A 14,140-nucleotide genomic window follows, 5' to 3' on the forward strand; every position below is an offset into this window, starting at 1 on the left:
ATGACTTGCTAGCCAAGTCGCAGTTTGGGTTAGCGAGTACCCGACCTATCATATCGCTTTCGCCGTGCTTTATCGGAGAAGCCCCGCAACGAGCAAGCGGTGTGTCATAGGCCCAGGGGCATTCGGCTCAATCAACGGGGGCAAACATGCCTACCGAGAGAGAGCTGCCTCATACACGCGATGCTCAGGCGTCTAGCCGGCGGAGGGCGATGACTGTGCACAATCCGGCTGGAGCGATTGCAATCCTTATATTCTTGGGAACATCTTCTCATGGCGGCGGATGAGCTGGACGCGCTTGTTTTCGGGATGGCGGTCGACAGCGTTCGTGCGCTTTCTGTTCCTTTCGCGGAAAAAGTCGCGGAAGTCGCCCACAGAAGCCTGGGCGTTGTGCTTTTTAATTTGCGCATCGATGGCGACATGGAACTTCAGCGCGTCGCCGCCATCCGGTATCCAAGCAATCAGACAGGGGTTCTGGTGCTGGATAAGCAGGGCTTGTTGACCAGCCATTGCATGGTCAATGGCACTTTCTCCAGCTTTATCGCTCCGTTGGAGGACTGGAACACGCTGCCGCTCGCAGCGCAGGCCAGGACGAGTATCGCCGGCCCGGCCAGCCTGTTCATCGGCGCTTTACGCAATGCCGGATACCTCCCGCGTGGCAGGCACTGACCCCAAGTTTTGCGGAGGACCGGATGCTTGTATCCTCGGGGCAGTTGGCCATACGGTCTCGCATGTCCCTACAGCTTGAGGAAGGGCCGTACGCGGGTGCATCCACTGAGCGAAAGTCGGTCACCGTGATGGAGAGACGCTTCGCCGCCGAAGCGCGGTTCTTATAGATGCCCATCGTCGCCTTCCTTCGTCAGCTCCGACGCAATCGCACTTTGGACAGGAATTCGTCGATCTCGAGATCCGACAGATCATCGAGCAGCCTGAAGGCAGCATCATGCCTTCCGTCGTTCACGAGAATCGTGCGTTTGCCGCGATGTTCGGCCCACCCGGTCTCGGGGTCTGCGTTGCGATGCCGGGAGTGTCTTTGTGACGGCTGAACAGTTGAAACATCTGCTCGCGGGTGGCAACGCCGTCGAGCACCTTCCTGAAGGGTGGATGTGCGGCCATGGTGTCTCCTGAACGCAGCTCGGCCACGCGCGGCATTACCGCGCCATGGCAACTGCTTGCTGTGTTGTGGCTGTCGACTGGCCGAGCCCGCGGTCGGCGCGTGCACCGGCGATGATGGGGTTTGCAGGGTTCAGGCGGCGCGTCGTTCGGAGGACCGCGAAGCGTCTCGACCAACCCCGGTGATGGCACGGACGGCGGCGGCGAGCGCCGGGATCTCGTCGAGCATGCCGAGTGCAACGAAGTGGTTGGCCCCGCCGGTATAGTCCTTGCGGCCCTTGCAGGTGCGGATCAGGATGCCGTGACCTGAGGACAGACCGAACTGACCGACCTGAATGTAGGCGTGGTCATGGTGCAGGGTAATTTCACCGGAAACGGCGATGCCCGCCCTGTTGGAGCGCAGGTCGAAGCTCCCCTGCGGCAGGGCAAGTTCGGCGGCCAGTTTCTTCAGCCGTGAACGGGCTGTCTTGTGGAAACGTCTCTTCTGCTGCTCGTCATAGGAGCAGCTTCTTTTCCAATCGAACATGTGAATCTCCATGAAACGAAAGCGCCCGGGATTGCTGTGGCGATCCCGGGCTTGAAAGTGAGTTGGAACTGAAATGGGTCCGGCCGCGATGCCGGACCCGTGCGGAGCGGGAGGCCGACTATTCGACGGCCTGGAGGTGGTCCGCCTCGTCGCTGTCGATGGTCACCGGCTTATCGGAGGGCGGATCCAAATCGTCGGCGAGGAAGGCCGGCAGTTCGGCGGCGTCGCCGTCGAGAGCCGTCTCGTCCGACCTGTCGTCGGCGACCGCATCACCAGCATCCACTTCATCGACCTCAAGGCGCAGTGGCTCAGGCAGCCAGTTCGATCCTTCGAGAAGACGGGCAGCTTCACGAGCCATGATATCCTTCTTCATGTGGTCGATCAGCTGCGCGGAGTCTGCGCCACGGGCTTCACGGACAGCCTGCAGGATCCGCGCCTTGGTGAGCCGCCCGAGGAACTCGACCGTGGGCGTCCATCCGGCGTCGACCATATCGAACTGGAGCGAGCGGCCAAGCACGTCTGCATGCACGAGCGCCTTCGCTCGCCTGTTCCAGGGTTCGACAACCGCATTGAGGGTCAGCGAGACACAGTGCGCGAACAGGGCCCTGCGGCTTGCTTCGTCGAGGCCGAAAAGGAAATCCCACAGGCCTTCCGCTTCATCGGGCAATTCGCGGTTCCAGGCTTCGTGCCGCTCGGAGATCTCCTTGGCCCAGGATGTCTCGGCAAGACCGTCGACCTGGCTGAAGCTGCTGCTCTTCAGGCTGATCTCCAGGCACGTGTCGGGCGCGAAGCGATAGAAAACCTGCAGGACGAAGGCATGGAGCGCGGCGACGAAGGCGATGTCGACGTCACCGGCGAGCGCGTTGCGCAGCGCCAGCGTCCGCTGCGCGGTCAGGTCGAAGACGAGCCTATCGGGCAGTGGCTTGATGCCATCGTCCTCGCCGTCATCGCCAGGGGCCTCGTTCACCGGCTTGCCGTTGACGATAACATCATCGCCATCACCGTTGCCATTGGATCGGGTTCCGCCGTCGGCAACCCCTTCCTCGACCTCATCGACTTCGCCGGTTTCGGTCCGCGGCTCGTCCTCGGACCGCACGAAACCCGTGTCGACCTGGAGCTTGCCATTCGCGGCAAGCGTAACGAACACACCGGCGATGGTCTTCTGGGTGGGATCGTAGCTTTGAGGACGATCATCGATCGCATCGAGCTCGGCTCCCAGCTGGTCGAGCTTCGCCTCGATTGCTTCGTCGGCATCCTCGGCCTTGGCATAATCCGCATCCAGCTTGTCATATTCGGCCTTCAGCGCGTCGTAGCGTTCGATCTCCTCGCCGCTGAGTTCCTGCGCCTCTGCGTAGATGCGCCGCATTCCAGCGGTGTGGCCGTAAGGAAAACTGATCGCCGCCTCGACCCATTTCCAGCCTTCGGCGCGTATCGCCTCGGCATCCACCTTCAGCCTGTCGAAGACAAGCTGCTCGAGAAGTGCGGCATCCTGGAACCAGCCGCCGGAATCCTGTTCGAACAGGTCGCGAAGGATGATGCCGCCAGCTGCTTCATAGGCCTCGGCGCCGACATAGACGGCCCGGCGATCATCGGCCCGCACCGTCGTCTCCGTCAGCAGGCGTCTGATGTAGTATGGTTCCTGCGTGTGCGAGCTGGAAATCCGCTCCCAGACCTGTTCCTGGCGCGCGTGATCGTCCGAGATCGAAAACGCCATTAGCTGTTCGAGCCGGATTTCGTCCTTCTCGTAGAGATCGAGAAGCTTCGGTGACACCGAGGCCAGCCGCAGGCGCTGCCTCACCGTCGCCGGCGATACGAAGAAGCGGGCGCCGATCTCGTCTGGATCGAGGCCCTGATCGCTGAGCGTCTTGAAGGCCCGAAACTGGTCGAGCGGATGAAGGTCGGCGCGCCGCAGGTTTTCGGCAAGCGAATCCTCCTCGGCCGAGGTCTCCTGCCCGCGGTTGACGATGCAGGGGATCGGCTCGTTCTTCGCCAGGCGCTTCTGCTTGATGAGGATGCCGAGCGCGAGATAACGCCGGCCGCCTGCGGGCACCTCGAACGTGCCGGTCTCCTCGCCCTCGCCGTCGAGCACGGGACGGACGTTAAGGCTCTGGATCAGCTTTCGCCGTCCGATGTCTTCGGCCAGCTGCTCGATCGACACCCCGTCCTTGATGCGCCGAACATTCTTCTGCGACAGCATTAGCCTGTCATAGGGAATATTCTCCGCGGCGTTCATCGCGATCTTCTGAATGGCGTTCTTTGCCATGGTCAGGTTCTCCATGACGGGCGGCCCGGGGCCTCTCCCCGAACCTCCAAGCCCGTCAGAACCCTCCCCTCCCCCCTCTGCCTCCAAGTCTCACGCCGACCCGGCCCCGGCTCGCGGATCTCGACGCGACCGAGCCGCCCGAGAGGGCCCCAGCATGTTGGCGTCACCGGGACGAAAAAAGCGCGGTCCTCTTGCTTCGGAGGACCGCGCTGGGATTGATGGAGATGGACTGGAGGCGAGGCCGGCGATGAGCGTTTTCGCTGCCGGCCTCCGCAGGATCAGGCGGCGAAATCGAGAAGCTTCTTGGCCTTGCCCTCCATTTCCAGGCGAACATCCTGATGCGGCTTGTCGCGCGCGACCCGCGTGATGCCCTGCACGAAATCAAAGATCGATTCCGGTGGTCTGCCTTCCTCCATGAGAACAGTATCGATGATCTTCGTGGTCTCGGACTTGGAGAAGCCGCGCTTGCGCAGGAAGCTCTGGCGATCGTCGTCGTCCCGAGCGACGATCCGTTGCCGCGCTGTCTTGATGCCGTTGACGAACGGCATGGGCGAGGAATCGGCAAACTGGATCAGGGCCGGCTCGGCCTCCAGGGCGAAACGGGAGGCTGCGTATTTTGAATGGCGGATGGTGATTTCCTCGAAATCTTCCACGCCCCACAGATTTCGATTCTGGCACACTGCGCGCAGATAGAAGCTGGCGATCCCAAGGGTGCGGGCTCCGACCTCGGAGTTCCAGCAATAGAAGCCGCGGAAGTAGAGATCCGGCTCCCCATTCGGTAGCCGCCCGGCCTCGATCGGGTTCAGATCGTCGACCAGAAACACGAAGATATCGCGATCAGACGCGTAGAGCGTCGTGGTGTCCCTGGAGATGTCGACGAGCGGATTGTAGATTCCCGTTGACCAGTCGAGCACACCGGGCACTTTCCAGCGCGTGTCGCCGGTACCGTTGCCGGCGATGTTTTGGACGGCGTCCACCAGTTCTGAATCGAATATTCTGCCGTAGTCAGGGCCCGTTACCGCTCGCAGCTCAATGCGTCCGTTCTCGATTTCAAGCGTCTTCACCTGCTCGGCACGGTGGTTGAGGAGACCATGCTGAAGGTTGATCGCCGCGAGCGGAGCAGGAAGCTGGCGAAGATAGGTGGCCGGCGCGCCGACCAGGCTGGCTAGTTGGCCAAAACTCCAATGGGTGGGGGCAACTGGGGCCGGCGCATCGGGTATCATTAGCCTCAGGCGCTCCGGGTCATCGCAGCTGGCCTCGACGCGGATCAGCTCACTTTCGACGACGCGGGTCTTGCTGCACTCCGATCGGCTCTTCACCGAATTCCGAAGGTCGGTGAGCGATAGGTATCGCTCGTCCACTGGCCGGTTGAACCATTCTGACGACACGCGGCCGATGCGTTGGCCGCGGCTGACGTCGACCTTGTAACCGGCACGCTCGTTGCGCTTGGGCGTGTGAATTTCCATCTGGGTCATGGGTGTCGCTCCTCGGCGGGCGCCGGAAGACTCTCTCCCGGACCTCTACCCGCCACCGCAACCCGCCCGCCCTCTTCCTCTCCCGGCATCCGCGCTCCGCTACAAGCGTCGCCGTCGCGGCAGCGGCCTCTTCAAGGCCTGCAACCAGGAAGGAATGCTCGACCTTCAGGAAAGCCAGAGCCTGGACCCGGTAGCAGTTCGCGGAAATTGGAGGCAACTGGTCTTGAGATTGGGCAATTGCCAGTTCTGTTCTGGCCCTAGCCAGAAATGTATGAATTGACCCAACGTCATGATACGCGAAGACCGCGTCATGGTCGGAATTGAAAGTCTAATGGCATGTCGAGCAGGTTCGTCCGGCCCGTGGTGGTGCAAGTTGGCCGGCAGGAGCGTGAGCGCATCATTTTCGACGTGAATGATGCAGCCGCGATCCTGCTGCGGAGTTTTCCTCATCAAACGACGAAGCGAAAACTGGCTATGGATGCATGCCTTCAGGTTCTGCGTGGTCAAGCTCAGACGCCCGTTGCGAGACGGGCCTTCGTTGCAGCGGCGTTGGAAGCCAAAATCCTACGCAGCGACTGAGGTCCAAATTGATAGTGGCCTCGATGGCTTCCAATGCGACTGGGAAAAATAGAGCTTCACAACAGCGCGGCGACCGGATTTCTAGAGCCCGCAGTAGAGGATCGAGTCCTGCTGTCGTGGGAAACAACCCGACATCCATCCGCTTGACTCGACAACGGTCAGGATGGCGGCAACATTTACCTCGATCGGAGATGGGATATGCGAGATTTGCCGAGCGGCATCGATGCTGACGTTGTGATTGAAGTCGGTCGGCTTCTCGATGATGCCGAGGATTTCCCGCCGTTGCCGGTGCACGAACTGGTCAAGCGGATTCGTACGACACTGCGGACCCGCCTTTCCGATCAGGACATCGAAAAACTGGTCGTCGAGATGGCTTCTAATCGTGGATTGCCCATTGTCTTCGACAAGCCTGCATGACCGGAGAGGACGGCCGGTCGTCGTCGCCCCAGTTTACCTGGCGCAAGAAAAAGGCCGGACTCGGGGCCCGGCCAGGTGTGAAGGTCAAAACCTCCAGAGGGGAACGCGCCAGACGAATGGGAGGAAACATTTGGCGCACCCGCCACATGGGTCAGCAAAGGCGACACTTCAACGACATGCCGTAGGCCACCAGACCTGTTCTCTTGGTGCACCGAAGCTTGCATGCCTAATGCGATTGCTGAAACGATATGGCTGGTTCAGCCAGCCTTGCTCAGGTTGCCGGCCGACGATTTGCCGGTCCGCCGATCCTGTTCTATCTCATAGTTGACCTTCTGGCCGTCAGCGAGCGTCGACAGGCCAGCGCGCTCGACAGCAGAAATATGGACAAACACGTCCTGTCCACCACCGTCGGGCTGGATGAAGCCAAAGCCCTTGGTCGCGTTGAACCACTTTACCGTTCCAGTCGCCATATAGGTATTTCCTTGCCGTAGGTGTCTACATATCTGCCAGGCCGACCGCACCGGCCGCCGCCGTTCTAGATAGATGCAGCAAATGGGCGTCATGGCAAGTCTGTAGCCTGTTTAAGGTACGTTGGCACCAAGCAGCGGTCCGCTGACCGCCGACGCCAGATCGAGAGTTGGCCAATGCCAGCATCGTATGATTGGGAACAGGACGCACGGAACACCTGCCCTGCGCTTGCGCCTTGTCGACCCAGATAGCCACCAAGTCCCCTTACCGGTCGGCGAAACCCAAGATCCATAAGGCCACATTGGCTTCGAGCTAGTCGCAAAGCGACAAGCTGCGGGATTGGCGATCGTCATCCGGTCATCCTCGCCGTCGCGCCGTTCGCCTTGAGCGCCGCCATCAGCATCGGCCCGACAGAGAACTGCCCCGCCGTCGCCTTTTCGGTCAGTACCCGCAAATAGCCGCCGGCCGAGTTGATGTGCTGCGCCCTTTGCAGGATGCAGGCAATCACGATCGCCGCGATCTCCGGGCCCATTACATGGCAAGCCTCCTCATACGCGGACGGCGAAACGCCTAGATATCCCCGCACCTGGGCGGCCGTTATCATGAGGTCGCGCCAATTGCCGATCCCGTCGACGGCGTAGTCGGTAATTTCGGGGCAAGCCTTCAGCACCATCCCCAGCGGGTATGTTTTCGGCGCCTCCGCGGTCCTCGTTCTGGGCTCGGCCGTCGCCCCGCTTTTCTCTAAAGCAGGTTCAAATTCAAAAATAGAGTCGGTATTTGAATCAGATTGCTGCCGCTCGTTTTGAGAGTCATTGCCGCTCGGATTCGTAGATTTCATATGAATTTCCAGCAGCTTATCCACTTCGTCATGCAGCGCGGCAAGCTCAGCTACGATCGGTTCGAGCTCGACAATGCAAGCTCGGCGCGGAATTGCCTCTACAACGCCGCGGAAACGCTTCCACAGGCCTCCCCAGTCGCCCGGGACATCTTCGTCAACGGCCGCTTCGATCAGCTTGTGGATGTCACGGCGGTGCAAGGTGATCCGCTCGCGCATAAGCCTGAGCGCCCGGTTACCGGCACGAACACATTCAGCCGCGGCCTCGAACTCGCAAGCACGGGCCAGCAGCGGAGCCAGGGAGAAGCCAAATGCTTCCTCGATCTCCCCTCCCCGGCCCTTGCGGGCGTAACGCTTGCCGTTCGGGCTATCCCGGCGGACGATCAGCCCACAATCAACAAGAGCCGCCAGGTGCCGCCTGACCGTGGGCTCCGGCATTCCGTGCGCCCTAAGCGACAGCTGTGCGTTTGAGGGAAAGACGATGAGGTCGTTTTCCTCACTCAATTCGCTGTCAGGATAGAATGATAGCAACGCGTTCAGGACGGCCAGCGCACGATCGCCAATGCCGACGATGCTCTTGCCCTCGCAGAGATTGCGGTAGATCTGCCATTTGTCGACCACCCTGCCCTTGGGAATTTCACGTGAATCGTTTTGCGCTGCCAGCATGGCAAGCGACATCGGCCGCCGCCCGAAGGGCGTCGTTGCAATACCCGTCTCCATTTTCTTTCACCCTCTATCAGGCAAAAGAAATCTGCTCGCCGAAACGACGCCACGACTCTTGACAGTGATTCGGGGAAATGCGATTCTCAGCTTGCGACAGACGAGAAGGGCTTCCGCGACGGTGACGTTCGGGGGCCTTTTTCTTTTGCGGTTTTAGTCTCCTGTTGATGCCTTCTCCGACTTCCTGAACGCCTCATAAAGCTTGCCCAGATTATCGGAAATCCACGTCCCAAAGCGGCTGCCATCCATCTCCTTCACGGCGATCGTGATGGCCTTGCCTGCCTTCTTGACGCTAACGCTAACTGATCTGTCCTCGGGGACCCAGGATTGTGCTTGGGCCTTCACCCCTGCCTTGCGAACCGGCTTCCCCTTCTCATTCAGTGTTGCTAGCAACCTTTCGAAGCGTTCGTTGCTTTCCAGCTGACCGAATTCTGGGTCGGATAAGATTGCATTAACCATTTCGGATTTCTTGCCGGCAAGCAGGGACAGCTCAACCCACCGCTCGCGGCCTACAGACGTAGCTGATCCAATCTTGCCGATCACAGATGCGGGAATTCTTGTGGCAACTGAAACCATCTTCGAGACTGCAGCGGCGTTCGAGGCCAATGCTGACGACATCACATCTCTGTCGTACCCCAAATCCTCGAGGCGTTTTGCGAACATCGCCTTCTCGATGAAACTGAGATTTGCTCGGGCGGAATTCTCCTGACCCTGGGCAATTACATGGGTCTTGTCGTCGATCTCCTTGACGACCGCCCTCACCTTTCGTCCCAGTTCGCGGGCAACTCGGACCCTGCGATGGCCAAAGACGATCATGTAGCGGCCGTCTGAGCTCGGATGCGGACGGACAAGTATAGGAGAATCCTGCCCTCTCTCCCGAATCGCTTCCAGCAGCTCTTGATATTGTTCAGCATCGTCGCCTATGCGGTCGGAAACGAACGAGCCGTCGACTGCGCTTGGGTCGAGTTCGACGACATGCTCCCCCTCAAGATACGCATCCGCTTGCTTTGCCAACTCGTTGACCGAGCGGATCATGGATTTTGATGCGCCGCGGATCGGATATGCCGCAGCGGAGGCTAATGAGGCCCCCTCGTCTGTCTCCGCTTCTACGAGGCCTGCAAGAAGATTCTTACGTGCCATATTCTACCTCCGATAGCGCGTAGTCCATTGAATACATTTGGCAAATATCCACTTTTGTCAGCAGACAAAGTCAGCGCCCCCATGCTTCATGAATCAAAGCTACGATTTCGCCGTTTACGACGTCCAAGGCTTCCATTGCCCGCTCGTATGTGGAACGGGTCATCGCATTCTTTTCAACTTCGTAGAGGGTCTGCTTGGTAATCCCCGCATCGGAAATCGCCGTTGATTTCAGCATCTGGTTCTTGAGAATGAATTCGCCGAACAGCGTATGCAGGAACGCCACCATCTGCGCTTGGGGCTGATCCGTGGGTTCGAATCGAGTCACAAGATAGCGATACCACTCCAGATTCACCTCCGCACCGGCCGCCCTGATCGGCTCCAGGATGTTCCCGAGCATCAGCAGAAACTGGCCCATGCTCATAACATCGAGCATCTGCGGATGGATCGTGATCAACACTGACGTCGCCGCGGTCAGTGCGGTGATCGTCAGGTAGCCAAGCTGCGGCGGACAATCGATAACTATGACATCGTAGCGATCGTCGACCTCCATCAATGCCTTCGAGATGCGCGTGAAAAACGCCCTGCCCACATTCGAAGACTTGTCCGTCATTGCCAGAGGTGTGTCGTATTCGAATTCCTGCAGCTCTAGGTTTGCTGGAACGATGTCCAAGCCCGGGAAATTCGTCGGCTTGATGATTTCCGAGAGAGGCACCCTCTCATCGTCGTAACGAATCGCGTCGTAAAGCGATTTCGTCTGGTCGAGTTCAGGTTGGAACCCGTGCAACGAAGACAGCGACGCCTGCGGATCGAGATCGACTGCTAGGACACGGTGCCCGGTAAGCGCAAGATATTGGGCGAGGTGCGCCGCGGTAGTGGTCTTTCCGCTGCCCCCCTTGAAATTAACAACAGCCAAGATCTGAAGCTTCTCGCTCGGCCGCCGATGGGGAACATACATGCGGGCGTCGGATCGACCGTACTGGTCGAGATACTGGCGCAGCTCAAGCATCTGTTCAGCGGTGTACGAGCGCCTGCCCGACGTCGAGGTCTCAGGCACCGGTCCCTTCCCTTCCAGATGCAGTTTCTTCAGATGGCTCTGGGAAACTCCCAGATACGTGGCAACCTCGGCCAGGGAGAACGACCGAAGATTCTTCTTTGCATGGGGAGGGAAGCGCTGCATCGAAAGCAGGTGCAACTTCTTCGATATCTGGTCGCCCTGATCGAGAATGCTTTTCTCAAACAGCAGCGGGATTTTCGTGGGCAAGGGCGAACTCACGTTCATTCGATCGAGACTCTCTAAAAACGATTTTTGACGCGAAAGCGCCAAGCAACCGTCATTATGTCCGATTCGTTCGCTCGGGCAAGAAATTTAAAGTTAACAAAAGCTTAATGATGTCGGCCCAGTATCACATCATCCGATTCATGGAACTGAATATGCTACACAATTTGTCAATTTTGTCTGCGGACAAATCCGGTTTATCCAAGCGTCAAGGCACCAATCCCTGACTTCCTTTGAGCGACCCGCACCGGTGCCAGAGCCTGATAGGTGAACAAGGACATTCAGCTTCTGCTCAAACTCGACCGCCCTTCGACCGACGCTGCTAAGCCGCCATGTTCTCCTTCTTCGAAGCTAGCAAGGCTCAGCTGATGGCTCGTCCAAGGAGAAGGTGCAGCTCTCATCAGCCCGTCGCCATCGCGGCTCTGCAGATAGCCGTCGATTGTCAGGACGGAATGATGATGTCGGACTTGCGCACTCCGGACAAAAATGTGAACAGCGCTCATCGCCCAAACCCGTTGAAGCGGGGATCGAGAGACCCGAACAAATGCCAACTCGCGTCTTGGGGAGACCGCTTCGACGAAAGGCCTACTCAAGCGATGCCGCCGTAGCTTTTGCTTCCAACCGAAACGCTAGCTAGCAGCGCGTAGCCGCCTCGGGGATAGGGCTTTTCAGAGACCCGACGCCTTGGTGAGGTTGACGCGGAACCGATCGCGTCGGCGCTGATATTTGCGGGTCATTTCGACCGAGGCGTGGCCGAGTTGCTTTTGTACATAGCGCTCGTCGACCTCGGCTGAGGAAGCGAGGCCAGCGCGCAACGAATGCCCAGAAAACTTTTGGCCGCGCTCGCCCTCGGAAAGATCCCCGCGCACGCCGGCGGCCAAGGCCGCCCGTTTGACCAGCCGCGCCACCTCCTGATCGTTGAGCCGCTCGGCTCCCACCGCTTTGCCCTGACCGGTGACGCGGCGAAAGAGGGGGCCATGCGCGATACGGGCCAGCTTCAGCCAGGTCTGCAGGGCGACGACCGGGCAGGTGGCGTCGGACGAGCCGCGACCAACTTCGACCTCGCGCCAGCCGGTCTTGCCCCGCAACGTCACCAGCACGCCCTTGTCCGGGAAAAACTCAATCCAGCCGCGGCCGTCCTCGGTCTGATCGCGCGCAACATCAAGGCCGACGATTTCGGAGCGGCGCAAGCCGCCGGTGAAGCCCAAAAGCAGCATGGCGCGGTCGCGCAGACCGCGCAGCGTGCCACGGTCGAGCGTTTCCAGCATGGCGACAAGATCGTCGCGCAGGATGGCTTCCTTTTGACGGGGAGGGGAGGCGTGTTTGTTGCGGATGCCGGCGAGCACGGTGGCGATATGCCGGTCCTTCCGGTCGAGCGGTTGACCGCGTTGCGCATAGTTCCAGGTCAGCGACGAGAGGCGGCGCTCGATGGTCGCCACCGACTTCTTGTCCCTTGCCGATCCCGAGGCTTGGGCCGTGATGTAGAGGCCGACGATCTGTGGGTCTGGCGGCAGCGGATCAAACGACTGGCGCCGGCACCAGGCGCAAAAATGCTTCCAGTCGGCGGCATAGGCGCGACGGGTGTTTGTCGAGCTCGCCGCCTCGACATAATCACGTGCCCGGTCGGCAAGCTTTTCGAGATGCGCAGGCAGTGAGGCTTGTCGCGAATCCAGGACCTGCGGGGGAGGGGAGGGGGCCTCATCCGGGCGCCCCATCTCCATGACGACGTCGACAATGTCAGGCAGGTCGTCGGTGTCGATCGCCTCGAGCGGCGTCATGAAATTACGGGCACTGCCCATTGGGGGGTCTCGTTCATTGGAATGTCGCAACGTGCGATTCTGAGAGCACAACGTGCGACCAAAGCGCCGGATTGTCCACCGCGAGACGCTTGAGGAATAGCCCCGAGATTTGCATCCGGTCGCGTACGATGACCGGCTGGGTCCGGCTATCGCATCACTGGGCGACGAGCCATGTCCGATCCCAGAGATGACACTCTCAGGGCCCTCTCTCTCCGTGCCGATCTTTGCTTGCATGGTCAACATTCTTTATCTTTCGTTCAACACAGGAGACTCCGGGATGAGCAATCGTGGCGCGACGGCAGCCGAAAGCGAGGAGCGGATCGCCCACACCCGCAACCTACTGGTGCTTGAGCAGGCGAGGGCGGTCGGCCTTCTTGGCGCGGCCAAGACCACACGGCTTTCCGGCAGGGTGCCGTTGGAATTGATCGAGGCGGCTAAGAAGCGCGCGCATGTGACTTCCGACACCGAACTGCTTGAGCTCGCCTTGTCGCGGCTGGCCTTCGAGGACGATTTTGGCGCCCGGCTCGTGGGCCGCACGGGCAGCGTCCCCGCGGACATCGATCTTGGCATTTGATCTCATGACCGCACTGCGTTCCCTAAAACCACAGCGGCGTATCGCCGGGTGGGAACGGCGACCAGATCACGTCCCGTCCTGGGCAGGGGAGGGCCCCTCACCTTATTGGTCGGCGCCGGATCAGGGCCTTCCCTGCCCATCGCGAGAAGATCTCAACGATGACGGGCAATTCATCGTCGGCTTCGTCCGCCATAAGTCAGTACGGTTGCGACACCATTGAATTCCATAGCACCAAGTGCTATCTTTCGTCATGCCCGATCGCATATTTAAGACAGCATGGTTCGCCAAGGCGGCGCGCAAGGCACGGCTTTCGGATGCAGCGCTTACGCGGGCAGCCAGGGAGGCCGCTCAGGGCAAGGCGGACGATCTCGGCGGAGGCGTTTTCAAGAAACGGCTCGGTGACAATCGCTTTCGATCGATCCTGCTCGCCAGGAGCGGTGAGTTTTGGGTTTACGTCTATCTGTTCGCCAAACAGGACAGGGCGAACATCGATGATGACGAATTGCGTGCGTTTCGCGAGCTTGCGGCGCTCTACCGGCGCAAATCCACCGCGGATCTGGCCGCGGAATTGAATGCTGGAGCTTTGATGGAGATTGGCGATGGCGATTAGACGAAAATTCAAAAGCGACGCCTTCGAGGCGATCCACAGCGCGGTGGAAGGCATGGTGCGCGCCGGCACGGTCGACAAGCAGACCCTGCGCTCCTTCGACGAAGCCTGCCTGTCCCGGCCGACGATATTCGACGCAAAGAAGATAAAGGCGCTGCGCGAGCGCAATCACGTCAGCCAGCCGGTGTTCGCGCGCTATCTCAACACGTCGGAATCGACGGTGCAGAAGTGGGAGACGGGTGCCAAGCGGCCGAGCGGGCTGGCGCTGAAGCTTCTGTCGGTGGTTGAAAAGCACGGTTTGCAGGTGCTGCAGTAGGCATTTTAAAAAACGAATGATAATGCAATCTTATC

At 59.8% G+C, this 14,140-nt stretch carries 15 protein-coding genes; 6 read left to right on the forward strand and 9 right to left on the reverse strand.

The features are described from left to right. The first annotated feature begins 270 nt into the window (after positions 1-270). Positions 271-666: a hypothetical protein gene (locus BLS48_RS31285; protein WP_038654673.1), complete on the forward strand. Its 396-nt coding sequence runs from the start codon at positions 271-273 to the stop codon at positions 664-666. Positions 667-954: 288 nt separating this feature from the next. Here the strand turns inward: BLS48_RS31285 and BLS48_RS36410 are convergent, their stop codons facing one another. The 4 genes from BLS48_RS36410 to BLS48_RS31305 form a co-directional block, all read right to left on the reverse strand. Next, the gene (locus tag BLS48_RS36410) at positions 955-1,113 is read right to left on the reverse strand and encodes a DUF1419 domain-containing protein (protein WP_240565203.1); all 159 of its coding nucleotides are present in this window, start codon (positions 1,111-1,113) and stop codon (positions 955-957) included. Positions 1,114-1,243: 130 nt separating this feature from the next. Continuing rightward, positions 1,244-1,636 (reverse strand): hypothetical protein, encoded by a 393-nt coding sequence (locus BLS48_RS31295; protein WP_167365321.1) that lies wholly within the window; start codon positions 1,634-1,636, stop codon positions 1,244-1,246. Positions 1,637-1,754: 118 nt separating this feature from the next. Continuing rightward, positions 1,755-3,899 carry a ParB/RepB/Spo0J family partition protein gene (locus BLS48_RS31300; protein ID WP_091586065.1) on the reverse strand — a complete coding sequence of 715 codons (2,145 nt, stop codon included), beginning with the start codon at positions 3,897-3,899 and terminating at the stop codon, positions 1,755-1,757. A gap of 278 nt (positions 3,900-4,177) precedes the next feature. After that, positions 4,178-5,374 carry a DUF932 domain-containing protein gene (locus tag BLS48_RS31305; protein WP_091586061.1) on the reverse strand — a complete coding sequence of 399 codons (1,197 nt, stop codon included), beginning with the start codon at positions 5,372-5,374 and terminating at the stop codon, positions 4,178-4,180. Between the two features lie 336 nt (positions 5,375-5,710). On the opposite strand from BLS48_RS31305, the gene BLS48_RS31310 reads away from it, so the two are divergent. Both BLS48_RS31310 and BLS48_RS31315 read left to right on the forward strand, forming a co-directional pair. Next, positions 5,711-5,953: a DUF982 domain-containing protein gene (locus tag BLS48_RS31310; RefSeq protein ID WP_038654395.1), complete on the forward strand. Its 243-nt coding sequence runs from the start codon at positions 5,711-5,713 to the stop codon at positions 5,951-5,953. A gap of 198 nt (positions 5,954-6,151) precedes the next feature. Beyond that, positions 6,152-6,370 (forward strand): hypothetical protein, encoded by a 219-nt coding sequence (locus tag BLS48_RS31315; protein ID WP_038654392.1) that lies wholly within the window; start codon positions 6,152-6,154, stop codon positions 6,368-6,370. A gap of 257 nt (positions 6,371-6,627) precedes the next feature. On the opposite strand, the gene BLS48_RS31320 is transcribed toward BLS48_RS31315, so the two are convergent. From BLS48_RS31320 to BLS48_RS31340, 5 genes are all read right to left on the reverse strand, one after another. Then, positions 6,628-6,840, reverse strand: a complete 213-nt coding sequence (locus tag BLS48_RS31320) for a cold-shock protein (RefSeq protein ID WP_057143290.1) — start codon at positions 6,838-6,840, stop codon at positions 6,628-6,630. Positions 6,841-7,187: 347 nt separating this feature from the next. After that, a complete protein-coding gene (gene repC, locus BLS48_RS31325) occupies positions 7,188-8,393 on the reverse strand; it encodes a plasmid replication protein RepC (RefSeq protein ID WP_091586063.1) in 1,206 nt (401 codons plus the stop codon). Between the two features lie 153 nt (positions 8,394-8,546). Further along, positions 8,547-9,533 carry a plasmid partitioning protein RepB gene (gene repB, locus BLS48_RS31330; protein ID WP_038654384.1) on the reverse strand — a complete coding sequence of 329 codons (987 nt, stop codon included), beginning with the start codon at positions 9,531-9,533 and terminating at the stop codon, positions 8,547-8,549. Between the two features lie 70 nt (positions 9,534-9,603). Continuing rightward, positions 9,604-10,812, reverse strand: a complete 1,209-nt coding sequence (gene repA, locus BLS48_RS31335; protein ID WP_038654379.1) for a plasmid partitioning protein RepA — start codon at positions 10,810-10,812, stop codon at positions 9,604-9,606. Between the two features lie 665 nt (positions 10,813-11,477). Next, entirely contained in the window at positions 11,478-12,608 is a 1,131-nt protein-coding gene (locus BLS48_RS31340) for a site-specific integrase (protein WP_051726982.1), read from the reverse strand. 277 nt (positions 12,609-12,885) lie between these two features. On the opposite strand from BLS48_RS31340, the gene BLS48_RS31345 reads away from it, so the two are divergent. The 3 genes from BLS48_RS31345 (at position 12,886) to BLS48_RS31360 (ending at position 14,105) form a co-directional block, all read left to right on the forward strand. Then, on the forward strand, positions 12,886-13,182 hold the full coding sequence (locus BLS48_RS31345; protein ID WP_038654668.1) for a hypothetical protein: 297 nt from the start codon (positions 12,886-12,888) through the stop codon (positions 13,180-13,182). Between the two features lie 250 nt (positions 13,183-13,432). Beyond that, positions 13,433-13,792 carry a type II toxin-antitoxin system RelE/ParE family toxin gene (locus tag BLS48_RS31355; protein ID WP_038654666.1) on the forward strand — a complete coding sequence of 120 codons (360 nt, stop codon included), beginning with the start codon at positions 13,433-13,435 and terminating at the stop codon, positions 13,790-13,792. Beyond that, positions 13,782-14,105, forward strand: a complete 324-nt coding sequence (locus tag BLS48_RS31360) for a helix-turn-helix domain-containing protein (protein ID WP_038654663.1) — start codon at positions 13,782-13,784, stop codon at positions 14,103-14,105. The genes BLS48_RS31355 and BLS48_RS31360 overlap by 11 nt, the downstream gene beginning before the upstream one ends. The last annotated feature ends 35 nt before the right edge of the window (positions 14,106-14,140 follow it).

It is taken from the genome of Mesorhizobium qingshengii (assembly GCF_900103325.1).
Classification (GTDB): domain Bacteria; phylum Pseudomonadota; class Alphaproteobacteria; order Rhizobiales; family Rhizobiaceae; genus Mesorhizobium; species Mesorhizobium qingshengii.

Coding starts and splice junctions, on each gene's coding strand:
- BLS48_RS31345 (WP_038654668.1), top strand. CDS start 12,886: ATGAGCAATCGTGGCGCGACGGCAGCCGAAAGCGAGGAGCGGATCGCC.
- BLS48_RS31355 (WP_038654666.1), top strand. CDS start 13,433: ATGCCCGATCGCATATTTAAGACAGCATGGTTCGCCAAGGCGGCGCGC.
- BLS48_RS31285 (WP_038654673.1), top strand. CDS start 271: ATGGCGGCGGATGAGCTGGACGCGCTTGTTTTCGGGATGGCGGTCGAC.
- BLS48_RS31310 (WP_038654395.1), top strand. CDS start 5,711: ATGTCGAGCAGGTTCGTCCGGCCCGTGGTGGTGCAAGTTGGCCGGCAG.
- BLS48_RS31320 (WP_057143290.1), bottom strand. CDS start 6,840: ATGGCGACTGGAACGGTAAAGTGGTTCAACGCGACCAAGGGCTTTGGC.
- BLS48_RS31315 (WP_038654392.1), top strand. CDS start 6,152: ATGCGAGATTTGCCGAGCGGCATCGATGCTGACGTTGTGATTGAAGTC.
- BLS48_RS31360 (WP_038654663.1), top strand. CDS start 13,782: ATGGCGATTAGACGAAAATTCAAAAGCGACGCCTTCGAGGCGATCCAC.
- BLS48_RS31300 (WP_091586065.1), bottom strand. CDS start 3,899: ATGGCAAAGAACGCCATTCAGAAGATCGCGATGAACGCCGCGGAGAAT.
- BLS48_RS36410 (WP_240565203.1), bottom strand. CDS start 1,113: ATGGCCGCACATCCACCCTTCAGGAAGGTGCTCGACGGCGTTGCCACC.
- repA (WP_038654379.1), bottom strand. CDS start 10,812: ATGAACGTGAGTTCGCCCTTGCCCACGAAAATCCCGCTGCTGTTTGAG.
- repC (WP_091586063.1), bottom strand. CDS start 8,393: ATGGAGACGGGTATTGCAACGACGCCCTTCGGGCGGCGGCCGATGTCG.
- repB (WP_038654384.1), bottom strand. CDS start 9,533: ATGGCACGTAAGAATCTTCTTGCAGGCCTCGTAGAAGCGGAGACAGAC.
- BLS48_RS31295 (WP_167365321.1), bottom strand. CDS start 1,636: ATGTTCGATTGGAAAAGAAGCTGCTCCTATGACGAGCAGCAGAAGAGA.
- BLS48_RS31340 (WP_051726982.1), bottom strand. CDS start 12,608: ATGGGCAGTGCCCGTAATTTCATGACGCCGCTCGAGGCGATCGACACC.
- BLS48_RS31305 (WP_091586061.1), bottom strand. CDS start 5,374: ATGACCCAGATGGAAATTCACACGCCCAAGCGCAACGAGCGTGCCGGT.